Here is a 23139-nt window from a genome sequence, read left to right as displayed (position 1 = left end):
TGCCACTCCTGACTGCTAAATGTGTAATCGTTAAAACTCTTCTTTATCACCGTCGTCAATCATCTGTTTTAACCGGTCCGAAAACTGCTGGGCCGTGTTCACGCCCATCCGCTTCAGCCGGAAGTTCATCGCCGCTACTTCAATAATAACAGCGAGGTTCCGTCCCGGCCGCACCGGAACAGTCAGCTTCTGAATCTCGGTATCGAGCACCTGAAGCGTCTCTTCATCAAGACCGAGCCGGTCGTACGCTTTTTGTTCATCCCAAAGCTCAAGATGAATCGTCAGCGAGATGCGCTTATACGGACGGACGGCGCCTGCCCCAAACAGCGTCATCACATCAATAATGCCGAGGCCGCGGATTTCAAGCAGGTTCTGGATCAGCTCGGGCGCCGTGCCGACAAGCGTATCGCCGTTCTGCTGGCGGATTTCGACAGAATCATCCGCTACAAGCCGGTGACCCCGGCGCACAATATCGAGCGCCGTTTCGCTTTTTCCGACACCGCTTGCCCCGGTAATCAGCACGCCGATGCCGTAAATGTCCACCAGAACACCGTGCATGGCTGTGGATTTGGCAAGTTTGGTGTCGAGATAGTTCGTCAGCTGGCTGATCAGCTGTGTACTTGGCAAATGTGAGCGCATGATCGGCACCCCGGTCTTTTCCGCATTTTCAATCAGCTCCGGCGGAGCCACCAGTCCCCGAGAGATGACAATGCCCGGAGTATCGTATGTACACAGCTTTTCCATGCGTTCCTGCTTTTCTTCGTCCTGAAGCTGTTGAAAAAAAGAAAGCTCTGTGCGCCCGAGCAGCTGCAGCCGCCGGGCCGGATAATATGTAAAAAAACCAGCCATCTCTATTCCCGGACGGGAAATATCGCTCGTGGTTATCGCCCGGTACAGCCCTTCTTCCCCGGCAAGAAGCTCTAATTGAAACCGCTCCTTTAAATCCGTTGCTGTCACTTTTGCCATCGTGCTGCCTCCCTCAAAAATCGCTCTGTTATATCATGAATACGTTTGCTTTCTCTACTTCGTACGTTGTTATTGTAGCACGTTTTCAAAAGAAGATGGAACCTGCTCCGGAGGATTTCAGTTTCACTGCTGCACGAAAAAGACCCGCCAGCAGGCGGGCCATTTTTAACTTATTATAATTTTTTCCCGGTTTCCGGAAACCGTCACGTTTTTCTTCCGCTCAGCGGGTTCACGAAAAGATTGTACATCAGCATATTTAAAACAGCGATCACTACAGCAGCAAGAAAAGCCATGCCAAAGCCGGACATGTTAAAGGCTTCTCCCATTACCGCTGATGTAAGCATCAGCATCAGCGCATTGATCACAAAAATAAACAGGCCGAATGTAACGACAGAAAGCGGGAGAGTGAAAAAAATCAAAAGCGGGCGAATCACGAGATTGATCAGCGTCAACACCAAACCGGCCGCAATAGCTGCCCCAAAGCCGTCAATAGTAAAGCCGGGGAAAAACCCGGCTACTACCATTAATGCAATAGTGTTAACAATAAAAGGTACTAAACAGCCCATTAGGAGACGGCATCCTCTTCATCAGGGAGCAGCACGGCTAATACGAGATAAATCAGAAGTACCCAGGAGGTGACGGGTAAAATAACCAGCACCACACTGATAATCCGTATTAAGGAGGAATCCCAGCCGAGGTAATCTGCCAATCCGCCGCATACGCCTGTCAATTTCCGGTCTTCACGGGATTTATACAACTTCTTTTTTGCCAACCTGATCACCCTTTCAGTTTTTTATTCATGATCCTGCACGGTTATGGCACCAGTTTTTGCCGAAGCCTCCAGTCTAAGCGTTGGAGTCGAATCCGGATTGGATACAAACTGATAATACTTTTGCATGAATTCGCTTTTTTCTTCTTTCACTTCGATGTTGTCGAGCAGGCACTTGTAGTTCCCGACGTTTGTGCGGAGTACGCCCTCCGTCCGGATGTCCCGCGGCGTAATCACCTTGATGCTCCCCGTTGTAGTGGAAAGAAGCGCCCGGCTCCTCTCACTCAGGGACGTGTACCGGGCCGTAATCGCCCCGTTCAGCGCCTCTGCTTCAATATCTGAAAGCGATCCGTCGTACTGAATCGAACCGTTCCATGTTTTGACGTCGGCGCTGCCGATTTTACCTTCTTTCAGCTCCACTGACCCGTTGGCTGTCTCCACTGCCAGATAGCCGGCAGAAGCATGCAGCACTGTAATTGCCCCGTTGCTTGCTTTGACGTACAGATTATCTGTCTGAACTCCGTCGATCCGGATGTCTCCGTTAAACGTCGATACATCCATTTTGTCCATCGATTTTTCCGGCACATAAACGACCGCCTGGACTTTATAGTTGCCGGACCTTGAAGCAAAGCGGAGCTTCCCGCTCCGGGAGTCAAAATCAGTTCCTTCGATGAACTCACGGCGGGCTGCGTCTTCACTTTCCTCGGTATAGGCTTTTACCTGGCAGGCAACACGGATGGTGCTGCCCTCCCACTTCTGACAGATAAGGCTTCCGTTTTGAATAAACATATCGAGCGAGCGAATGTCACTCTCATCATGTTCAAACGTATGCTGGAAGTCTACGGCTGGGCCGAAATTAAAGTCGAGGTCAAACCGTTTGACGCGGTCAAGCGCATGATCAAAAAAGCCGGAGAGCATCGCAAACGGGTCGTCCTTGCTTTTTCTTTTCTGGCTGCCGGCTGCTTTCTTATCTGTCCGGTAGGCGCCGCTTCTCCGGGATTCGGAGGAGCTGCCTTCCCCTTGTTCCCTGCTGTCTGCCTGGGGACCGGACGATGCGCCTGATCCTTTGGCCCGGAGCAGTCGTTCTCCTTCTTCAAGAGAAATAATACCGTCTTCCATCATTTTCAGTATTCGCTGACGTTCTTCATCCATTTCATGTTCCTCCTTAGGTAATATATCAGAACCGGTACATGGACTTTTTAGCCTTCTGCTTCCTATTACATACGAAGAACAGTGGTATCCGTTTCAGTCGATTCTTCTATGATGAAGGGGTATGGGCAGCCTGCTCCGATGCTTCCCATTGCCTGGCCATGCGCTCCCGCTCTCTTTCAAGTACGGGCTTTAAATAATAACCTGTATAGGAAGCCTTTGACTCCGCTACTTTTTCCGGCGTGCCGGTAGCCACAATTTTGCCTCCGCCTGCTCCGCCTTCCGGACCGAGATCAATGATGTGATCCACTGTTTTAATGACGTCGAGATTGTGCTCGATGATTAAAACAGTATCGCCATTATCCACGAGCCGCTGGAGCACCTTCAGGAGCCGGTCGATATCATCCACATGGAGACCGGTCGTCGGCTCGTCGAGGATATAAAGGGATTTGCCCGTGGAACGGCGGTGCAGCTGGGAAGCAAGCTTTACACGCTGGGCTTCCCCGCCTGAAAGTGTCGTTGCCTGCTGTCCTAGTTTTATATACCCTAAACCAACGTCATATAACGTTTGGATTTTGCGCCGGATTTTTGGAATATTTTCAAAGAAGTCCACTGCTTCTTCCACAGTCATTTCAAGTACATCAGCAATGTTTTTGCCTTTGTATTTGATTTCGAGCGTTTCACGGTTGTAGCGCTGACCGCCGCACTCTTCACAGGTGACATAAATATCCGGAAGAAAATGCATTTCTATTTTGATAATACCGTCGCCTTTACACGCTTCACAGCGTCCGCCCCGGACGTTGAAGCTGAAGCGCCCCTTCTGGTAGCCGCGGATTTTCGCTTCATTGGTCATCGCGAATACCTCGCGGATATTATCAAATACCCCCGTGTAGGTCGCAGGGTTTGAACGCGGCGTCCGGCCGATCGGCGACTGATCGATATCAATCACTTTCTCAAGCTGATCGATACCTTCCACGCTTTTGTGTGCGCCCGGCTTCTGTTTACCGCGGTGAAGCTTCTGCGAAAGCACCTTGTATAAAATATCGTTGATCAGTGTACTTTTTCCGGAGCCTGAGACACCGGTAATCGCACTCAGCAGGCCGAGCGGAATATCCGCATTCGTACGCTTCAAATTGTTTTCGACCGCACCTTTTACCTTCAGCCAGCGGTCGGAGGGCTTACGCCGTTCTCCCGGAAGCGGAATAAATCGTTTTCCCGCTAAATACTGACCGGTCAGAGAGGCGTCGTTTTCCTTCAATTCCTCCGGTGTGCCCTCTGCGATAATGTGACCGCCGTGGCGGCCGGCCCCGGGGCCGATGTCAATGATATGGTCGGCAGCAAGCATGGTGTCCTCGTCATGTTCAACGACAATCAGCGTGTTTCCAAGATCTCGCATGTTCTGCAGCGTCTGTATCAGCCGGTTGTTGTCCCGCTGGTGAAGGCCGATCGACGGCTCGTCGAGAACGTAGAGGACACCCATCAGCGCCGAACCGATCTGGGTAGCCAGCCGGATGCGCTGCGCTTCCCCGCCTGACAGCGTGCCAGCAGAACGGCTCAGGGTTAAATAATCGAGACCAACATTAATGAGAAAGCCGAGTCGTTCATTGATTTCACGCAGAATCAAACGGGCGATCTCCATTTCTTTTTCCGTTAGGTCGATGTTTTCGACATACGTATACGCCTGCTGTATGGAAAGGTCCGTCAGCTCCCCGACGTGAATATTTCCAAGCAGCACAGAACGCGCCTCGAGGCTCAGGCGGTGGCCTTTACACGTCGGGCACTGCTTGTTGCTCATATACTGCTGCATCTGCTCACGGGTGAAATCCGATCCGCTCTCACGATAGCGGCGGGAAACGTTGTTGAGTACTCCTTCAAAATAAATCTGGCGCTCCCGGACCTGGCCGCGTTCATTTTTATGACGGAAGGTTATTTTCTGCTGGCCGTTGCCTTCGAGCAGTATTTCCTTATGCTCTGCCGAAAGATCTTTAAATGGCGTGTCCATATCAATATTAAAGTGATCGCAGGCCGAGCGGAGCAGCTGAGGGTAATACTGGGAGCTGATCGGCTCCCATACAGCGATGGCATGCTCCCGGAGCGTCCGGTCCGGATCCGGAACTACAAGGTCGCTGTCCACTTCGAGCTTGCTGCCAAGACCGTCACATGTCGGGCAGGCGCCGTATGGACTGTTAAAGGAAAACATTCTCGGCTCGAGCTCTCCGATCGAAAATCCGCATTCCGGGCAGGAGTGATGCTGATTAAACCGCATTTCCTTTTCACCGACAACATCAATCAGCACCTTCCCCTCTCCGAGTTCGAGGGCCGTTTCCAATGAGTCTGCGAGCCGGGACTCCACCCCTTCTTTAATGACAACGCGGTCCACCACGGCTTCAATATCATGCTTTTTATTTTTTTCGAGCTTGATTTCTTCTCCGACGTCGCGCATTTCTCCGTCCACACGAATACGCACCAGCCCTTTTTGCTTCAGCTGGTCCATCACCTTCATATGCTCTCCCTTTCTGCCGGCAATAACCGGAGCGAGAATCTGCATTTTCGTCCGTTCGGCATAAGCCATCATCTGATCGACCATCTGGGAAATGGTCTGGGAGGTGATCGGCACATGATGGTACGGACAGTAAGGCGTACCAACCCGCGCAAATAAAAGCCGCAGGTAGTCATAAATTTCCGTCACGGTGCCGACTGTGGAGCGCGGGTTCTTGCTCGTCGTTTTCTGGTCAATCGATATTGCCGGGGACAGTCCTTCAATGGAATCAACGTCCGGCTTTTCCATCTGCCCTAAAAACTGGCGGGCATATGCGGACAACGATTCGACATACCGGCGCTGCCCTTCAGCATAGATTGTATCGAAGGCAAGCGAAGATTTCCCGGAGCCGGATAATCCAGTCATGACGACCAGCTGGTCCCTCGGAATTGTTACGTCAATATCTTTTAAATTGTGGGACCTCGCCCCCTGAATCTTAATGTTATCTGCTGCCATTCGTTGGTCATCCTTCCGCTTTAAGTTCTAATACCATATCGCGCAGTTCCGCTGCGCGTTCAAACTGCAGGTCTTTGGCCGCCTGTTTCATTTCGTCTTCCATTTGGTCGATCACTTTTTTCCGCTCCGACTTGCTCATTTTATCGAGAGCCGGTTTATCAATATCGGATGAATCCTCTGAGCTGACCGTTGCCTGGATCAGGGCAGGGATTTCTTTCTGGATCGTTTTTGGTGTAATGCCGTATTTTTCGTTATGCGCTATCTGGATCTCGCGGCGACGGTTCGTTTCACTGATCGCCACATCCATCGACCGCGTGATTTTGTCTGCGTACATAATAACATGCCCGCGGTCGTTCCGGGCAGCACGGCCCATCGTCTGGATAAGGGAGCGTTCCGCGCGCAGAAAGCCTTCCTTGTCCGCATCCAGAATACCTATCAGCGACACTTCCGGAATATCGAGCCCTTCACGGAGAAGGTTAATGCCGACCAGAACATCAAACTGGCCGAGGCGAAGCTGGCGGATAATATCGATCCTCTCGAGCGTTTTAATATCCGAGTGCAGATACTTCACCCGGATGCCGAGCTCTTTTAAATAGTTGGTCAGATCCTCCGCCATTTTCTTGGTGAGCGTCGTTACGAGCACCCGCTCGTTTTGCTCCCGGCGTTCATGAATTTCGCCGATCAGGTCATCGATCTGTCCTTCAATCGGCTTCACTTCCACGGTAGGGTCAAGCAGACCGGTCGGCCGGATAATCTGTTCGATAACTTCCGGTGCGTGTTCAAGCTCATACGGCCCCGGCGTTGCGGAAATGAACATCGCCTGGTTAATCCGCTCTTCAAATTCATCAAATTTCAGCGGACGGTTGTCCATCGCAGACGGAAGACGGAAGCCGTGATCCACGAGCACCTGCTTTCTTGCCTGGTCCCCGTTGTACATACCGCGCACCTGTGGAAGCGTAACGTGGGACTCATCCACCACGAGTAAAAAATCATCCGGAAAATAGTCAATCAATGTATACGGCGCATCCCCGGGGTTCCGGAAGGTCAAATGCCTCGAATAGTTCTCGATGCCGGAGCAAAAACCCATCTCCTGCATCATTTCAAGGTCATAATTAGTCCGCTGTTCGAGCCGCTGCGCCTCAAGCTCCCGGCCATTCGCCCGAAACTTTTCGAGCTGCTCCTGAAGCTCCTGCTGAATATTTTTAATGGCACGCTGCATTTTTTCTTCCCTTGTCACAAAGTGGGATGCGGGGAAAATTGCAGTATGCGAGCGTTCGCCGATAACCTCGCCGGTCAGGGCGTCCACTTCAGTGATACGGTCGATTTCATCGCCAAACATTTCAACACGAATGCAGTGCTCGTCTCTTGAAGCCGGAAAGATCTCAACGACATCGCCGCGCACGCGAAACGTCCCGCGCACGAAATTAATGTCGTTACGTTCGTATTGAATGTCTACGAGCTTCCGAAGAATCTGGTCCCGTTCAATCTCCATGCCGGTCCGGAGCGAAAGCACCAGGTCCCGGTATTCCTCCGGAGAACCGAGGCCGTAAATGCAGGAAACACTGGCGACGATAATAACGTCCTCCCGCTCAAATAAGGCGCTCGTCGCCGAGTGCCTTAGTTTATCAATTTCATCGTTAATACTCGCGTCTTTTTCAATAAATTGGTCCGTCTGCGGTACGTAGGCCTCCGGCTGATAGTAGTCGTAATAGCTCACAAAATATTCCACCGCATTGTTTGGAAACATCTCTTTAAATTCATTATATAACTGCCCGGCCAGTGTCTTATTGTGCGCCATGACAAGCGTCGGCCGGTTCACTTCTGTTAACACGTTGGAAACGGTGAACGTTTTGCCGGTCCCTGTCGCCCCGAGCAGTGTCTGGTATCTTTTGCCGTCGCTCAACCCTTGAACCAGCTTTTCAATCGCCTGCGGCTGGTCGCCCGCGGGGTTATATTTACTCGCCAGTTCAAATGTTTCGTTCATATTAGTCCCTCACTTCCTGTCTGCGTTCCGGTCATATGTCTATTTACTATACCACATGAAGATTGGAAAGAAACAACATAAAAACGAACGTATATTCGCTATTATTATTGTACTCCACTCCCCGGCAATTGCAAAGAAAACGACACCCCTCCTATACCATAAAAAACAGAACCCGGCAGGGGGTTCTGTTTTACTGGGCCGTATGCATGCTTTCCGGTGCTGTTCGTTCTTTATTAATCATCAATATCCCAAGCTGATGGTGCTGATTACTGTAAAGCGCCGCCTGTGCCTGGCGGAGCTCTCCGTTAATATCCTCCACGTCCAGACGGCAATAGGCGGAATTTTTCTGCACCGCCCGGTACAGGCTCGCTTCATCATATACTTTTTCGCTGTTCACCCGCCGGATAACCTCGCCTGCTTTAATATGCATGCGGTCTGCCGGAGACTCCGGGAGCACAGCAAGCACGGATATTCCGTCTCCACGGAGCGTATAAAGAAAATTGCTTTTAGCTGAACTGCCGGCAGCAATGGTTACCCATTCCCGCAGCAAAATCAGGACAGCCGTAATTACCGGAATAACCCATCCGCTGTAAAAATAAGCAAGTGCTGCACCGGCGCCGGTAAGGACAGCAATTCGTACAACCCACCATCCGGCCGAACGCACCTGCACAGCTGCCAGACGGTCGAAGGTTTTCATCCGTATGCCGATCACTGCCGGCAGCAAAAGAAGAGAAAAAGCGGTTCCGCCCGGAAGCAGCGGCCACCAGCCTCCTGCCTCAACAGCGCTACCCGGGATAAACAGAAATACCGGGAGCATCCAGAGGCGGTGCGTGATCTGGCCTCCAATCGGCTTACCGCGGCGGCTGACTGTCCGTATCGGAGAAAAGAACTTTGTCCCGTTCCAGACAATCAGTATTCCTTCCGCAAGCGTGAGCACTGCGAGCCAGACCATCAGAGAAAAAGCATCAAAGCCGTTTCCGAGCCAGGCTGCGTCAGAGAAAAACGGCACCGCAATTCCGGCAGCATCAAGTGCCAGAGCAGCTAAAAATGACGTCCCCCACACGTGCAGGGCGGTCAGCCAGCGGTGCAGACCTGATACTGCCAGCAGCGCACTGATCACTATTGCAAGCAGAACTGCTCCCAGAGGCAGTGAGATGCCCGTAACAATGGTGACGACCGAGACAAAAGCAGCGATTACGATCGCCGGAATAACACTCATCGTCAATTCCATCAGCATTGGATACATTTTTGCCTGAAACATTTTACGTTCTCTTTTCACCCGAATATAACCAACCATAAGCATGGCTGCTACTGCTATGTAAGTCAGCGGGTTCAGAAAAAACCACGCTAACGCAGGACCAATTTCACCGATTATTTCCTGCATCCACTATTTCCCCCTTTTCTTTGGGCCGGGCAGAACCCGGCCACCGGTATCATCCAGCTTTCATTTATTGTTCTATGACTGCATCAAGCGCGCGCTGCAGCTGCTTGTCGTTGTCCCGGTTCTGGACATTTTCAAGCACAAAATCATTCAGCGCCTCTGCTGTTTCCGGCGTCAGCGTGCCAGTGGCTTCCAGACCTTCCTGTTCCTCCTGGAAATCCTGTACCGCCGCTTCGGTTTCTTCGCTGTAGTACCCGTCTTCACGTCCCGGATCGAAGCCGGCTCCTTTTAAGAGGGTCTGCGCAGTCGCAATATTTTCTCCAGTTGTATCCGGCTCCAGGGCTTCATCAATGGACAAAATAGAGGCCTGGAAATAGTCGGGCTGCTCCTGCTCAATGGTCGGCTCCACGCCTTCTTCATTGATCCAGTTTCCATCCGGTGTCAGCCATTTGGAAACAGAGAGCTTCACATCACTTCCATCATCCAGTTCCATTACCTGCTGGACCGTCCCTTTGCCGTAGGTGCTCTGTCCTACCAGCTCAAAGCTTCCGGACTCTTTCATTGCAGCTGCCAGAATTTCAGAAGCAGAAACGCTTCCCTGGTCAATCACACCGACCACCGGGTAGTCTTTGTTTTCCTCTAAGGATGAAGTCACCTCTGAAATCGTGCCTTCCCGGTCTTCTATTTCGACTACCGGCTCTCCGCCCGGAATAATCATGCTGCCGATATCCTCCACCGCGTTCAAATATCCGCCCGGATTTCCACGGACATCAATTACCAGTCCGTCAATGTTTTCACTCTCCACCCGCTCGAGCTGGGTTTCAAATTCATTCGCTGTATTTTCAGAAAATGACGATACGTTCAGATAACCAATGCTTTCTCCGTCCTGTTCGATCACTTCGCCCTCTACGGTTTCGATCGGAATTTCATCGCGCTCCACTTCAACATTAAAAGGCTCCCCGCTTCCCCGCTGTACGGTGAGGTTCACGTTCGTTCCTTTTTCTCCGCGGATTTTTAGGACTGCTTCATTGAGTTCCAGATTTTCTGTGCTTTCTCCGTTAATTTCCAAAATATCATCATTTGGCTGAAGCCCGGCGGCTTCTGCTGGAGAATCATCGATTGGAGAAACGATAGTTACCGCGTCCCCGGATTTATTTACTTCAGCTCCAATGCCTTCGAAGGACGACTCCAATGACTGCGTGAATTCCTGTGCTGTGCTTTCACTCATGTAGCTGGAGTGAGGATCATCGAGTTCTCCGATCATTCCTTCGATAGCCCCCTGTACCAGCGCATCGTCATCCACTTCTGTCATGTATTCGGAGTCGATCAGATCATATACAGAACTGATTTTATTTAAGTCTTCTTCTGACACGTTTTCCGTTCCGCTGTCCGAACCGGATTCGGACAGTGCGGGCGAAGATGTCCCCGACTCTCCTCCCCAGACAGAAGCACCTACGGCCGCGCCTCCGGTCCCGGCTGCTGCTGCTGTGACCAGAATTGCTGCCGTCACTTTGATGTTTTTCTTCATCTATTTCACTCCAGCTTTATTAAAGTCATAACCAAACCATAGACTATACGAAAGAGGAATCAGCTGCACGAGCTGTTCCTCCGAATCGAAAACGACGAGCCGTCCCTGGGCGGTAAACAAACGCTCTGCGCTTTTCTTTAGTGTAGCATGAACTTCTATGGTTCTGAAACACAATGTTGGCGCTTCCGCTTTTTTACACAGAGTTGCCTTGATTCTCAAATCCCTGTCCAAGCACTTCTGAAGCGTTGCTCACAACCACAAAGGCCTCGGGATCCTGCAGCTGGATCACGCGTTTCAGCCGGGTGACCTCCCCACGGTTGACGACGCACATCAGCACCGGACGTGCATCATTAGTAAAGCCTCCGCGTCCTTCGAGTTTGGTTACTCCGCGGTCCACTTCTTTTAAAATAGATTTGCGCACCGTTTCTTCGTGCTTTGTAATCACAAAAGCCACCTTGGCATAGCCCAGACCGGTCTGCACGACATCAATAGTTCTTCCGGTAACAAACAACGAAATAAGGGCATACAGTGCGAACTCCAGGCCAAATATAAACGCCGAGCCCGTAACGATCAGTCCATCCATAATAAAGACTGAGGTACCGAGCGTCCCCCCGGCGTATTTATGAATAATTTGAGCTAAAAGATCTGTGCCTCCAGTCGAAGCACTCGCTCGAAACACCAGTCCAAGACCAAAGCCCACTCCGATTCCGCCAAACAACGCGCCAAGCAGCGGGTCATCGATACCGATGTCCCAGTTCCTCGTGAAATAAACAATAAAGGGCAAAAACAGCGTCCCAATTATTGTTTTTGCCCCGTACTGGAGTCCACCAAGAAGCAGGAGACCGAGAATGAAAAGGAGAACGTTGGTGATTCCTATCGTTACAGCCGGTTCTACGTCCAGCGAAGCCTCCAGCAGAGTCGCAAAACCACTTACCCCTCCGGATGCGATCGAGTTCGGCAGTAAAAAAGCGTTATAGGAAATAGCCACAACGGCTGTTCCGGCAAAAATCTGAAACCCATTGACCCATTTCAACGCTGTTTTTGACATTGGTTTTCTTCTTCGATTTACCATTACACTTCCTCCTTTTGGTTTGACGTAAAAAGAGCCTGCGCGAACGCAGGCTGCTGATTTTGCCCTTTGTTATACTTTCATGCTTGCACGCAGGTACTCATCGATGAACGGGTCAAGATTGCCGTCCATCACTGACTGCGTGTTGCCCATCTCAACATTCGTGCGGTGATCTTTCACCATGTTGTACGGATGGAACACGTAAGAACGGATCTGGCTTCCCCAGCCAATTTCTTTCTGTTCTCCGCGGATTTCATCCATTTCCTGCTGACGTTCTTCAATCTGGCGCTGATACAGCTTCGCACGCAGCATTTTCATCGCCTGATCCCGGTTTTTCAGCTGGGACCGCTCGTTTTGGCAGGTGACGATGATGTTTGTCGGCAGGTGGGTGATCCGCACGGCAGAGTCCGTCGTGTTTACGTGCTGACCGCCGGCACCGCTCGCACGGTACGTATCGATTCTCAAATCCTCCGTCCGCACTTCCACTTCTACGGAGTCTTCCATTTCCGGCATGACTTCGCAGGAGACAAAGGAGGTGTGCCGGCGCCCGGAGGAGTCAAACGGGGAGATCCGCACGAGCCGGTGCACGCCCTTTTCTGCTTTCAGGAAGCCGTAGGCATTGTATCCCTTAATCATCATAGTGACGCTTTTCAGGCCGGCTTCGTCCCCGGGAAGATAATCCAGGGTTTCCACCGTATAATTTTTCTTTTCTGCCCAGCGGGTGTACATCCGGAGCAGCATGGACGCCCAGTCCTGGGATTCGGTACCGCCGGCGCCGGGATGCAGCTCCAGAATGGCGTTGTTTTTATCGTACGGCTCGCTGAGGAGCATCTGCAGTTCAAAATCGTTAATGTCTTTTTTCAGCTGCTTTGTGCCTGATTCGAGCTCTTCTTTTAAATCTTCGTCGTCTTCTTCCTTTACAAGCTCATAGGACACCTCGAGATTTTCGTGCTGTTCTTCGAGCTCGCGATAGCCCTCGGTAATATCCTTTAACGCATTGTTTTCATCAATAACTTTTTTGGAGGCGTCCTGGTCGTCCCAGAAGCCGGGGTGGGTCATCTTTTCTTCGAGTTCGCTTATGCGCTCCCGCTTGGCATCGAAGTCAAAGAGACCCCCTGAAGTCCGCTAATCGCTTAGCCATATTTTCAAGTTCATTTCGAATTTCTGCCATATCCATGTAAGAAATCCCCTTTCTGAATGTAGGTGGCACGGAAAAAGCCCGAAGCGAAGCACTTCGGGGCTTGTCCCTGCCGTTTTTCGTTTCTTATTACCGCTTGTTCGGCACCGGCATTTTCCGGTTACCGTTTGCCGACGCTGATTTCTTTTTGTTTTTCGGCTGCTCTTCTTCTGCTTCCTGTTCGTCCTGCCGCACTGCTTTTCCTTTAGCGACTTCCTGGCGCTGCAGGTTCTCTTCGTTCACTTCCGATTTGATTACGTACGTCGCTACTTCTTCTTCAATGGAGGCAATCATGTCTTCAAACATATTAAAGCCTTCGAATTTGTATTCCCGAAGCGGATCATTCTGGCCGTAAGCCCGCAGGTGAATGCCCTGGCGGAGCTGGTCCATCTGATCGATATGGTTCATCCACTTCCGGTCCACCGACCGGAGGAGCAGCACTTTTTCGAATTCACGCATGGACTCTTCGTCAAATTCCTGCTCCTTTGCTTCGTAGTTCCCTTTTGCTGTTTCCCATACCTTTTCGATAACTTCTTCCTGTTCAAGACCTTTAACGTCCTGCTCTGTCAAATCACCTTCATTCAGAACGGTTGTGTTCAGGTAATGAAGCATGCCTTCCAGGTCCCAGTCCTCCGGCACCTGCTCCACCGGCGTGTAGGCTGCAACAATATTTTTCACTGTAGAATCCAGCATACGGAGCACGATGTCACGCAGATTGTCCGACTCGAGCACTTCCATCCGCTGGGCGTAAATAATATCACGCTGCTCGCGCATCACATCGTCGTACTGCAGGATCTGCTTCCGGGAGTCATAGTTGGCGCCTTCCACCCGCTTTTGCGACTGTTCCACCGCGCGGGTGACCAGCTTGCTTTCGATCGGCTGATCTTCACTCATTCCGAGGCGCTCCATCATACTGCTCATATTATCAGAGCCAAACCGGCGCATCAGCTCATCTTCCATGGATAGGTAAAACTGGGAAGCACCCGGGTCTCCCTGACGTCCGGCACGGCCGCGAAGCTGATTGTCGATACGGCGGCTTTCATGCCGTTCGGTACCGATTACAAATAGTCCGCCAAGATCCGGAACATCGTCTCCGAGCTTGATGTCGGTACCACGGCCGGCCATGTTGGTTGCAATAGTGACAGCCCCGCGCTGCCCGGCATTTTCAATGATTTTCGCTTCGTTTTCGTGGTTTTTTGCGTTCAGGATGTTGTGAGGAACGTTTTTCTTTTTCAAGTACCGGGAGATCAACTCGGACGTATCAACGTTAACTGTACCGACGAGCACAGGCTGGCCTGTTTCGTACAACTCAGCAATCCTGTCGGCAGCCGCACGGAATTTCGCTTCCCGGGTTTTAAAAATCAAATCGGATTTATCTTCACGAACGACCGGTTTGTTGGTAGGAATCGAAACGACATCCGTGCCGTATATATTGCGGAATTCCTCTTCCTCTGTTTTTGCCGTACCGGTCATACCTCCAAGCTTCTGGTACATCCGGAAGTAGTTCTGGAACGTAATTGAAGCGAGCGTCATGCTTTCCTTCTGCACCCGCATGCCCTCCTTCGCTTCAATGGCCTGATGCAGGCCTTCACTGTAACGGCGGCCAGCCATCAAACGTCCGGTAAACTGGTCCACGATGACTACTTTTCCGTCCTGCACCACATAGTCCTCGTCGCGGTGCATCGTTACGTGGGCTTTTAATCCCTGATTGATATGGTGCAACAGCTGCACGTGCTGCTGATCGTATAAATTCTCTATCTGAAACGCTTTTTCCGCCCGGGTAACGCCTTCATCGGTCAAAAGCACCGTTTTGGTTTTTTCATCGATCGTGTAGTCCCGCTCTTCCTTCAGGCGGCTCACAAATACATTAGCCGCTGCGTAAAGCTTGGTCGACTGCTCCACCGAGCCTGAAATGATCAGCGGAGTTCTCGCTTCATCGATCAAAATCGAGTCAACTTCGTCGACGAGGGCAAAATGAAGCGGGCGCTGCACCATTTGTTCCTTGTACAGAACCATATTGTCCCGCAGGTAATCAAAGCCAAACTCATTATTGGTCCCATACGTAATGTCAGCCAGATATGCTTCCCGCTTCGCTTCTTTACTCATATCTTTTAAATTCAGGCCGACGGTCAATCCGAGGAACTGGTAAAGCTCTCCTAAAGTCTCGCTGTCACGCTTGGCCAGATAGTCGTTGACGGTAACAACGTGCACGCCTTTGCCGGTAATGGCGTTTAAGTAGACCGGCATGGTTGCGACCAGGGTTTTCCCTTCCCCGGTTTTCATTTCCGCGATATCGCCGTCGTTTAATACAATGGCACCCATCAGCTGTACGCGGAAGGGAGTCATTCCCAGCACACGTGTCGATGCTTCTGCTACAACCGCATAGGCTTCCGGCAATAGCTGTTCAAGCTTTTCACCCTGCTGATAGCGTTCTTTAAACTCTTCTGTCTTACGGGCAAGGTCTTCATCGCTCAAAGCCTGGATGTTTTCATAAAAAGCCTCTATTTTTTCCGCTTTTTTCTCCAGTTTTTTTACATATTTTTGGTTTGTATCTCCAATGACTTTCTTCAATAAACCTCTCATGGTTTAATCATCGTCCTCTCTTTCGTACCATCTAGCCGAAATACGATTGACGCGCATAGTTGTTTTAATTGATAGTAAGGGCTCGAAGCCTAATTTATCTGTCGTTTTACATATATAAATGAATCGTTGTATTTCTAAGCATCATCGTACATTTTAACAGTATTCCGCTATTGTTACAACGAGTACCCGTGCTCCCGGCAAAACTAAAACAAGCCCTGCGCATTACCCGCACAGGGCTTGTTGATTCATATAATTATTCTTCCGGTTCAATCAGGCCGTAGCGCCCGTCGCGGCGTTTGTATACGACTGATGTGTCACCGCTGACAGAGTTGGCAAAGACGAAAAAGTTGTGGCCGAGCATGTCCATCTGAAGGATTGCTTCTTCCGTATCCATCGGCTTTAAATTAAACCGTTTGGTCCGGACGATTTCAAGGCCGTCATCTTCCTCTGTCACTTCATCCGTTAACGGAGCTTCTTTCACCCCGCCATTGGCAATTTCCTCATTTAATTCTTCAATATTGGTTTTAAATACTTCCGATGTTTTGCCGTTTTGGCGGAACTTGCGATTTACTTTTGTTTTATATTTTCGAATCTGCCGTTCGAGCTTGTCCGTCGCAAGGTCGATCGCCGCATACATATCCGTATGCGTTTCTTCTGCCCGGAGCAGCAGCTGCGGCATAGGGATGGTCACTTCTAAAATTTTCTCACTGTTTTGAACTTCCATATTTACATGGACGTCCGCCACAGGGGTTGTATCAAAGTAACGTTCAAGCTTGCTCACTTTCTTTTCTACGTAACCTCGAAGAGCTGGAGTCACCTCTAAGTTTTCCCCGCGAATGTTAAAGTTCATCAAGTGAACCCCTCCTTATCGTTATGTGTCTACTTTCTATATTCCTTTTGCAGAATCCTTTTCAAACAACAAAATTTTTTTAAAAAGTGAAAAGAATGTGGCATAACAAAAGGGTCTCAGGACTTATGAAACAGATAAAACCCTTTTAAATGTAAGCGCTGGCTCAACCAAAAATTTCACATAAAAAAGCTGCGCCGGATCGTTCCGGCGCAGTCTGTATTTCTATTATAATCCCATTGAAATATATTTGGTTTCAAGAAACGGCATAATGCCCTGACGTCCGCCCTCGCGTCCGATACCGCTCTGCTTCCAGCCGCCAAACGGCGCCTGGGCGGCCGAAGGGCCACCGTCGTTCCAGCCGACAATACCGTATTCGAGTCCTTCGGCAATTTTCATGCCCCGGGACATGTTTTCGGTAAAGAAGTACGAAGCAAGACCGAACGGCGTCGTGTTCGCGAGCTTGACACCTTCTTCATCACTGGTGATTTTCTGCACCGGTGCCACCGGACCGAACGTTTCTTCGTGCATGATAATCATGTCATGGTTGACGTCACGGAGCACGGTCGGTTCAAAGTAATAGCCGCCGTCCTTTTCATAACCGTTGCCGCCGGTTACAACTTTTGCGCCTTTATCGACAGCATCCTGCACGTGACGTTCAACTTTGTCGTATGCGTCTTTATCAATCAGCGGGCCGACCTTCACGTTTTCGTCCATACCGTCGCCGACCTTCAGGTCCTTGCATGCCTCCGCAAATTTTTCGACAAACTCTTCGTATACCTTTTCATCGGCATACACACGGTTGACGCAGATGCATGTCTGTCCGGACGCACGGAATTTTGAGGCCACGACGCCATTGACCGCTTTTTCGATGTCTGCATCGTCAAGGACGAGTGCAGGCGCATGGCCGCCGAGTTCAAGCGACAGCTTTTTAATATCCTGGGCGCCCTGCTCCATCAAATTGCTTCCGACTTCGGTGGAGCCGGTAAATGTAACCTTACGGACTTTTTCGTTCGACATCAGTTCATTGCCAATCGCCGACGAGCTCTGGCCGGTAACCAGATTGATAACGCCTTTTGGTACGCCCGCTTCTTCACATATTTCCACGAAACGAACGGCGGACAGCGGCGTATTCTTTGCTGGCTTCAGCACGATCGTGCAGCCTGCAGCAAGAGCCGGTCCTACTTTACGGGTGATCATTGCCTGCGGAAAATTCCACGGGGTAATAGCGCCGACAACGCCGACTGGCTGGTGAATCACCATCAGCCGCTTGTTTTCCGAACCGGATGGAATGGTCTCCCCGTATACCCGTTTTGCTTCGTCTGCGTACCATTCAATAAAGGAGGCTGCATAGGCTACTTCGCCTTTTGCCTCCGCAAGTGGTTTACCCATTTCCTTTGTCAGCAGCTCGCCGAGTTCATCCTGGCGCTCCATCATGAGGGTGTGAACCTTGCGGAGAATGTCTGCCCGTTCGTACGCCGTCGTCTTCGACCAGGAATCAAACGCCTCGTGGGCGGCATTAATTGCTTCCTTTGTTTCCGCTTCGCCTGCGTTAGCCGTCTCTCCCACTACTTCTCCGTTTGCCGGATTCACAACATCAATGGTTCCTTCGTCTGCCTGTTTCCATTCACCGTTAATATATATTTTTCCAAACATACCATTATTACTCCCTTTCATGCGGAATGTGCATCGTTCGTTCTATACCCGCAATTCTCAATTATTATTCTGCTCATTTATAAATCAGACGCTCCCTATTTTAGAATAGGACACGGGCAGGAGCCCCTATTTCAAAATAAAGCCTAAAAGTTCGTCTCCCCTTGTATTCCGGTGCTCCGGAACATATGATAGTACCAGGCAGCAGCACTTCGGCTGCTTACTCTTCTACATATTTCCCCTTATACCTCTGACAGCAGCAACCTCCCACACTGTTCTGTCCGTCCGGGCGCCGCTCCCCTTGTCTAAGCGGTCGTCCCGGGCACCAGAAGCCCGGCATCCGCCGGGTTTCTTTCTTATGGTCTCCTGCTGCTGAAGGCACTTTCCACTACACAGTCCATATTTGTTCCGCCCTCTCTGGAAAGCGGTGGAAGACAACCGTGAACGAGGTCTTATTCTTTTTTGTGTAAAAGTGTGGTATTCTTAAAAGATATGTAAAAAGAATTTTAGATGGAGGTCGGAGGTTCCATGAGGAAGTCTTTTGGCGTACTTCTCGTTTCTTTAAGTCTCGTCCTTCCGATAGGATGTTCATCCATTGACAATGAACCAGATCCCACGGAAAACCAAGCTTCAGATGAGGAACCGGCTTCTGATGAGGTTCTTTCTGAAAGTATTGAATATATGCAGGAATTAGACCGTTATTCTATTAATATAAACATGAACCAGACCATCGGCCCGGCCCAGGAAGAGCCGGTTACCAATGAGCTCACCTCCCATGTGGAAGTCGGTACCGATCCGTTCGCCTATCATGAGTCTTCGACACTGCAGACGACCGAGCAGGAGCCCAAGGAAATCGAGCGATACCTGACGGCCGAAGGCTTTTTTACGTATGATTCTGCAGAGGAAGAATGGATCAAGTATCCGGATGAATTCACCGGTGATTTGAGCGCTTCAAGCCAGTCCATCGGCGAACCATCGGCTGTGCTGGAGCTGATCGAAGCTTACGCTACAGATTTTCAATTGGACGAACAGGAGTCGGAATACGTGATCGAGGCGCGAGGGCGTTCCGATCAAATGCGTGAGCTCGTAAAGAGCACGGTTGGTTTCACCAATGAAGATTTTGACAACTTAATTGACGACATGCTGTTTGCCGGGAGCCTGGAAGATACTGTCTACACTATTACTATCGATAAGGACTCGATGCAGACTAAAAGCATTCAGGCAGATTTTAAAATTGCCATGAATAACAGTCAGACTCCGCAGACTGCTTCCTCCACTCAGTCCCTCACGTTTGCCTATGATGAGGTAAACAATGAGCAGACAATCAGTGCTCCTTCCAACGTCATCGCTACGGCGGAAGAGCTGAACTTTGAAAATCTGCAGGAGTGGGAGGAAGGTGAACGGTTCAGCCAGATTGAAGGCCAGAGTATTTCCGAGCTCATGTATCCGGACCGCCAGCCGGCGAATTGGATTATTGATCACGGCTCTCTGCCGACGCTTGAACAGAGGCTGGGGCTGCCGCCTCTTTCCGAACAGGGCAGCGACGAATAAATAAACAGGCAGGGAGCCGGCTCCCTGCCTGTTTATTTACGCGCGAGTGCTGTCACCCGCAGCTTCCAGCGTTCAAGCACCGGCATATATACCGAAGCAACGTATCGCATCTTTTCGGCGCTGCTCATCGCTTCTGCATCTATCAGGCCCCGCACTTCTTCCGTTGCCTGCTCGAAAGCTTCAAGATCCTGCTTCCATTCTTCCTCCTGTCCAAACAGATACGCCATCGTCACTGTCTGCGAGGAAAACAGCGAGGACTCCCTGGTCGTGCTGTCAAGCAGCCGGTCTCCGTTTTCTTCAAACCCTTCCCGGTAAAAGCCTGTCACCTGTACCATACTTTCCTGCACCATCTGCAGCCAGTCGCTGTACTGCTCCAGAAATGTTGCTTCTGCCCTGCGGAGATGTTCGCTCATCATTACCTGCCCCTTTTTTATCCTTTAAGCCGTTTATAACATAATCGAAGCACGCATACATAAAATAACCTTCAGGTCGAGGCCTGAAGGTTTTACATATTAGTTTTTGCTGTCGAAAAAATAGGCTGAAGCCGCGGCGCCGGTTTGCTCATATTTTCCCATATGGCGGCGTTTTTGACGGCTTCCCTGCAGCTCCGTGCGGATCACCTGTTTCCAGCCGGCTAGCCGGTCGTCAATATAAAGATTCATTTTGACCGTCTCTTCCCCGAGCTGACGCTCGGCCTCTGACCATTCCTCTACTGGCGGCAGGACCTTCAGCTGTCTGTCCCGTGCCTGCAGAAAAAGATCCACGCTCTCAATGTACTCATCCCTTGGCTGTTCATTCTCCGGCATGGGCTGCGCCACTTTGTCGTACAGCTCCCGGGTGGTGACATACAGTTCACGGATTACACTCATTACACCCGGCCGCCTTCACGGAAACGGCTCTCCCGGTCTTTTTGCATCGCCTGCTTCCATGTGTCGCGGAACTCTTCGACAAGTCCGTACACTTCCCGCAGAGCGTCTGTGTCATTACTGACATTCGCTTCAATCAGGCGGCGGTACATGTAGTCATACATCTGCATCATGCTGCTGCCAAGATCGCTGTCCGTTTTCAGCGTAATCATCAGCTCTCCGATAATGTTTTGGGCCCGAATCATCAGCTTGTTTTTTTCTTCAACCTTTCCCTCATTCATCGCCTTCTCCGCTTTTTGGAGAAATTTCAGGCAGCCGTTGTATAAAAGAAGCGTGAGCTCTCCCGGTGAGGCGGTCTGCATTGCCTGCTGCTGGTAGGGATTCGTTTTGACCGGTGCCGGCTTCGGAGCAGGTGCTGCCTGTTTTGGCCTGAATGTTTTCTGCGGCGTTTCTTTATCCTGTGCAGTCGTCTGCTTCATTGCCTGCTGGTACATTGCCTGTGCCTGGTTAAAACTCATATGTTTTCTTCCTCCTCAAGAAGGTGCTGTTGTTACTGGCCGTTGTTCATAAACTGCATCAAATAGTTGGACTGCGAATTGGCCCGGCTCATCGCCTGCTCCATCGCTGTAAACTGGCGGTAATACCGGTTTTCCACTGATGCCATCCGGTCCTCAAATTGGGCGATACGGTCGTCGATGTTTTCCATATTGCGGCCGAGCGTAAACTGGTGCGGAAGCAGCTTGCCTTTGTAGCCCCCGGCCCGTTCAGCAAGAGCGGACACGCCGTTGTCGAGCGTTTCCCTCATCCGGCGGGCAAGTCCCTGGGTTTCGGTTGTTGAGCCGCTCGCGGCAAACAGCTGGTACACCCCTTCACTGTCATCTTCAATCGCCTGGCGCAGCTTGTCTTCATCGATTTCGAGCTTGCCGTTGTCGGTGTAGCTCGAACTTGTCGTAATGCCGATCGAATAGAGCGTATTATATGCTGAATCGGTGCCCCCCACCTGCTCGTACAAAAGCGAACGCATATTGTTCATCACATTCGAAATGGAGCTGTCGCTGCGGAGCAGACCGCTGCGGGCTTTTTCTTCCCACATTTCGATTTCTTTTTCGCTCATCTCTTCTTTCTGCTCGTCACTGAGCGGCTTAAAGTCCCGGTTTACCTTTTCGTTCAGCTTCCCGTTCACGTCTTCAACGATCTTATTATACTCTTCAACAAATCCTTTAATCGTGTCCATGACACCATCGGTATTTGTATCCGATCCAAGCGTTACCGCGCCGTCTGCTTCAGTGAACGTTTCTTTAAGCGTGATGCTCATCCCGTTTACGTCAAACGTGTTTTTCGCACGCTCGGTTTCAAGTCCGTTCATCGTAAACACAGCATTCTGTTCGCCCTGGTTGGACTCACCCTCGACATTATTCAGACCCAAAGTGTTATTGAAAAAGTCACCCGAAAAGAGCATTTCATCGCCATTTTTGTTAAAGTCACCGGTCTCCGAACGGGTGAGCGCTGCTTTACCCGAATGCTCATCGTAAAATGCACTCACTCCTGCTCCGGACGAGCTGATCGCGCTCATAATGTTATTCATCGACTGCGCGCTCGTGAACGTAAATTTGTTTTTCTGTTCGTTTCCGTTTTTATCAAAGGTCGTAATGGTATTTGTAGAATACTGCTGGGTGAACGTCGCTTCAATCGTTCCGGTGGCCGCTTCACCGAGCGTCACTCTTCCTGTTTTCGTATCCACGTAGGCTTCGTCTGCCGCGAGCTCCTGTTCCGGATCCGTCACAATTGTCAGCTCTTTACCGCCTGCGGTGATATTCAGCGTGTCAATCGCTCCCTTACCCAGAGAAAAAGAAGAGGTCGGCACAGCTGCCTCAATGGTTTTAGTTTCATCTACCGCTGCATACTGCACGCTGATGCTTTTGCCGCTCGTTACCGCCGAACCAAATTCCAGATCAATCTGGTCGCCGTTAAAGCTGGCGCGCACCTGGCCGGGCTCGAGCGGAGCCGTGCCGGTCACTACCTCATACTGTTTTCCGCTTACCTTCACGATCATGTCGTCCGTGTTTTGTTTAAGATTGCTGCCTTCCACGCTGTAGGAAGTACCGCCGTCGGCGTTAATCGTTTTGCTTTGAATCACACCTTCGCTCCACTGCGGTGCTTTTCCGTCTGCAAATGTCTGGCTGCCAACCGCTTCCGTAGCGGAAAAATCAGGCCCGGTCGCCCGTTCCGAGCTGCTCTGCGACGCTGATTTCGCCAGCTGTTTTACCTCGCTGATCGAATAGGTGGCATTACCGGCATCCGCTGACGCCCTGGCACTCACGCGGCTGTCATTAGTGGACGTCGCTGAGCGGTCTGTCATCGACGATTTTTTCATAATCGAATCAAAAATCGTGTTACGGAAATCAAAAAACTGCTTGTTTACATCCTGATACATTTCCGTCTGCCACTCGAGCGTCTGTTTCTGCTGATTCAGCTTATTGATCGGCTGGCGCTCCGCCCGCATTAAATCCTTTACTGTCTGGTCAATATCCATTCCTGAAGCAAACCCGGATACTCGCATAAATGATAGGCTCCCTTCTGCCGTTTTCTTCGTTACTGTTACTATCGGAAATACTTTAAGG

Annotated in this window: 18 protein-coding genes and 1 pseudogene; 1 reads left to right on the top strand and 18 read right to left on the bottom strand. The window is 50.7% G+C overall.

Translation table 11 applies throughout. The features are described 5' to 3' along the window. Window positions 1–30: 30 nt before the first annotated feature. From hprK to ACTRXF_RS06740, 14 genes are all read right to left on the bottom strand, one after another. The gene (hprK, locus tag ACTRXF_RS06805) at window positions 31–966 is read right to left on the bottom strand and encodes an HPr(Ser) kinase/phosphatase (RefSeq protein ID WP_462866298.1); all 936 of its coding nucleotides are present in this window, start codon (window positions 964–966) and stop codon (window positions 31–33) included. A 203-nt stretch (window positions 967–1169) separates the two neighbouring features. Then, window positions 1170–1532, bottom strand: a complete 363-nt coding sequence (locus ACTRXF_RS06800; RefSeq protein WP_091613443.1) for a phage holin family protein — start codon at window positions 1530–1532, stop codon at window positions 1170–1172. Further along, complete coding sequence (locus ACTRXF_RS06795) at window positions 1532–1738, bottom strand: PspC domain-containing protein (protein ID WP_091613446.1); 207 nt, start codon at window positions 1736–1738, stop codon at window positions 1532–1534. Before ACTRXF_RS06795 ends, ACTRXF_RS06800 begins: the two co-directional genes overlap by 1 nt. Window positions 1739–1759: 21 nt before the next feature. Next, window positions 1760–2887: a DUF4097 family beta strand repeat-containing protein gene (locus ACTRXF_RS06790; RefSeq protein ID WP_474278364.1), complete on the bottom strand. Its 1128-nt coding sequence runs from the start codon at window positions 2885–2887 to the stop codon at window positions 1760–1762. 106 nt (window positions 2888–2993) lie between these two features. After that, complete coding sequence (gene uvrA / locus ACTRXF_RS06785) at window positions 2994–5879, bottom strand: excinuclease ABC subunit UvrA (protein WP_474278362.1); 2886 nt, start codon at window positions 5877–5879, stop codon at window positions 2994–2996. A 7-nt stretch (window positions 5880–5886) separates the two neighbouring features. Continuing rightward, on the bottom strand, window positions 5887–7863 hold the full coding sequence (uvrB, locus tag ACTRXF_RS06780; RefSeq protein ID WP_474278360.1) for an excinuclease ABC subunit UvrB: 1977 nt from the start codon (window positions 7861–7863) through the stop codon (window positions 5887–5889). 190 nt (window positions 7864–8053) lie between these two features. Continuing rightward, a complete protein-coding gene (locus ACTRXF_RS06775; protein WP_474278358.1) occupies window positions 8054–9247 on the bottom strand; it encodes a hypothetical protein in 1194 nt (397 codons plus the stop codon). Between the two features lie 64 nt (window positions 9248–9311). After that, window positions 9312–10772, bottom strand: coding sequence for a S41 family peptidase (locus ACTRXF_RS06770; RefSeq protein ID WP_474278356.1), 1461 nt, complete (start codon window positions 10770–10772; stop codon window positions 9312–9314). After that, window positions 10773–10946, bottom strand: a complete 174-nt coding sequence (locus tag ACTRXF_RS06765) for a hypothetical protein (protein WP_474278354.1) — start codon at window positions 10944–10946, stop codon at window positions 10773–10775. A 19-nt stretch (window positions 10947–10965) separates the two neighbouring features. After that, window positions 10966–11844 carry a YitT family protein gene (locus ACTRXF_RS06760; protein WP_474263081.1) on the bottom strand — a complete coding sequence of 293 codons (879 nt, stop codon included), beginning with the start codon at window positions 11842–11844 and terminating at the stop codon, window positions 10966–10968. A 69-nt stretch (window positions 11845–11913) separates the two neighbouring features. Then, a protein-coding gene (prfB, locus tag ACTRXF_RS06755; protein WP_462866311.1) for a peptide chain release factor 2 occupies window positions 11914–13018 on the bottom strand; the annotation gives its coding sequence in 2 pieces (ribosomal slippage) (window positions 11914–12945 and window positions 12947–13018; 1104 coding nt in all). 90 nt (window positions 13019–13108) lie between these two features. Further along, window positions 13109–15601: a preprotein translocase subunit SecA gene (gene secA, locus ACTRXF_RS06750; protein WP_474278352.1), complete on the bottom strand. Its 2493-nt coding sequence runs from the start codon at window positions 15599–15601 to the stop codon at window positions 13109–13111. A 253-nt stretch (window positions 15602–15854) separates the two neighbouring features. Beyond that, window positions 15855–16451 carry a ribosome hibernation-promoting factor, HPF/YfiA family gene (gene hpf / locus ACTRXF_RS06745; RefSeq protein WP_474263085.1) on the bottom strand — a complete coding sequence of 199 codons (597 nt, stop codon included), beginning with the start codon at window positions 16449–16451 and terminating at the stop codon, window positions 15855–15857. A gap of 225 nt (window positions 16452–16676) precedes the next feature. Then, window positions 16677–18104, bottom strand: a complete 1428-nt coding sequence (locus ACTRXF_RS06740) for an NAD-dependent succinate-semialdehyde dehydrogenase (RefSeq protein WP_474278350.1) — start codon at window positions 18102–18104, stop codon at window positions 16677–16679. 525 nt (window positions 18105–18629) lie between these two features. On the opposite strand from ACTRXF_RS06740, the gene ACTRXF_RS06735 reads away from it, so the two are divergent. Next, window positions 18630–19652: a DUF6612 family protein gene (locus tag ACTRXF_RS06735; RefSeq protein WP_474278348.1), complete on the top strand. Its 1023-nt coding sequence runs from the start codon at window positions 18630–18632 to the stop codon at window positions 19650–19652. Window positions 19653–19684: 32 nt separating this feature from the next. Here ACTRXF_RS06735 and ACTRXF_RS06730 read toward each other — a convergent pair whose 3' ends face one another. From ACTRXF_RS06730 to fliD, 4 genes and pseudogenes are all read right to left on the bottom strand, one after another. Continuing rightward, entirely contained in the window at window positions 19685–20068 is a 384-nt protein-coding gene (locus ACTRXF_RS06730; RefSeq protein WP_474263091.1) for a DUF8042 domain-containing protein, read from the bottom strand. 96 nt (window positions 20069–20164) lie between these two features. Continuing rightward, a complete protein-coding gene (gene fliT / locus ACTRXF_RS06725; protein ID WP_474278346.1) occupies window positions 20165–20521 on the bottom strand; it encodes a flagellar protein FliT in 357 nt (118 codons plus the stop codon). Beyond that, window positions 20521–20895, bottom strand: a pseudogene (gene fliS, locus ACTRXF_RS06720) (flagellar export chaperone FliS); the annotation flags it as partial. The gene fliT and the pseudogene fliS, both read right to left, overlap by 1 nt. 173 nt (window positions 20896–21068) lie before the next feature. Beyond that, window positions 21069–23078 carry a flagellar filament capping protein FliD gene (gene fliD, locus ACTRXF_RS06715; RefSeq protein WP_474278344.1) on the bottom strand — a complete coding sequence of 670 codons (2010 nt, stop codon included), beginning with the start codon at window positions 23076–23078 and terminating at the stop codon, window positions 21069–21071. Between the last annotated feature and the right edge of the window lie 61 nt (window positions 23079–23139).

The organism is Marinococcus sp. LNHM3E3-2.2 (genome assembly GCF_056034385.1).
Note: the sequence above shows the minus strand (reverse complement) of the source record. Positions and strands in the feature narration are given on the sequence as shown.

What these genes read in the sequence shown, in the direction of transcription:
- ACTRXF_RS06740 (WP_474278350.1), bottom strand. Translation starts at nt 18,104, where the DNA reads ATGTTTGGAAAAATATATATTAACGGTGAATGGAAACAGGCAGACGAA.
- hprK (WP_462866298.1), bottom strand. Translation starts at nt 966, where the DNA reads ATGGCAAAAGTGACAGCAACGGATTTAAAGGAGCGGTTTCAATTAGAG.
- ACTRXF_RS06775 (WP_474278358.1), bottom strand. Translation starts at nt 9,247, where the DNA reads ATGCAGGAAATAATCGGTGAAATTGGTCCTGCGTTAGCGTGGTTTTTT.
- fliD (WP_474278344.1), bottom strand. Translation starts at nt 23,078, where the DNA reads ATGCGAGTATCCGGGTTTGCTTCAGGAATGGATATTGACCAGACAGTA.
- uvrB (WP_474278360.1), bottom strand. Translation starts at nt 7,863, where the DNA reads ATGAACGAAACATTTGAACTGGCGAGTAAATATAACCCCGCGGGCGAC.
- uvrA (WP_474278362.1), bottom strand. Translation starts at nt 5,879, where the DNA reads ATGGCAGCAGATAACATTAAGATTCAGGGGGCGAGGTCCCACAATTTA.
- ACTRXF_RS06790 (WP_474278364.1), bottom strand. Translation starts at nt 2,887, where the DNA reads ATGGATGAAGAACGTCAGCGAATACTGAAAATGATGGAAGACGGTATT.
- ACTRXF_RS06770 (WP_474278356.1), bottom strand. Translation starts at nt 10,772, where the DNA reads ATGAAGAAAAACATCAAAGTGACGGCAGCAATTCTGGTCACAGCAGCA.
- ACTRXF_RS06800 (WP_091613443.1), bottom strand. Translation starts at nt 1,532, where the DNA reads ATGGGCTGTTTAGTACCTTTTATTGTTAACACTATTGCATTAATGGTA.
- fliT (WP_474278346.1), bottom strand. Translation starts at nt 20,521, where the DNA reads ATGAGTGTAATCCGTGAACTGTATGTCACCACCCGGGAGCTGTACGAC.
- secA (WP_474278352.1), bottom strand. Translation starts at nt 15,601, where the DNA reads ATGAGAGGTTTATTGAAGAAAGTCATTGGAGATACAAACCAAAAATAT.
- ACTRXF_RS06760 (WP_474263081.1), bottom strand. Translation starts at nt 11,844, where the DNA reads ATGGTAAATCGAAGAAGAAAACCAATGTCAAAAACAGCGTTGAAATGG.
- ACTRXF_RS06730 (WP_474263091.1), bottom strand. Translation starts at nt 20,068, where the DNA reads ATGATGAGCGAACATCTCCGCAGGGCAGAAGCAACATTTCTGGAGCAG.
- hpf (WP_474263085.1), bottom strand. Translation starts at nt 16,451, where the DNA reads ATGAACTTTAACATTCGCGGGGAAAACTTAGAGGTGACTCCAGCTCTT.
- ACTRXF_RS06735 (WP_474278348.1), top strand. Translation starts at nt 18,630, where the DNA reads ATGAGGAAGTCTTTTGGCGTACTTCTCGTTTCTTTAAGTCTCGTCCTT.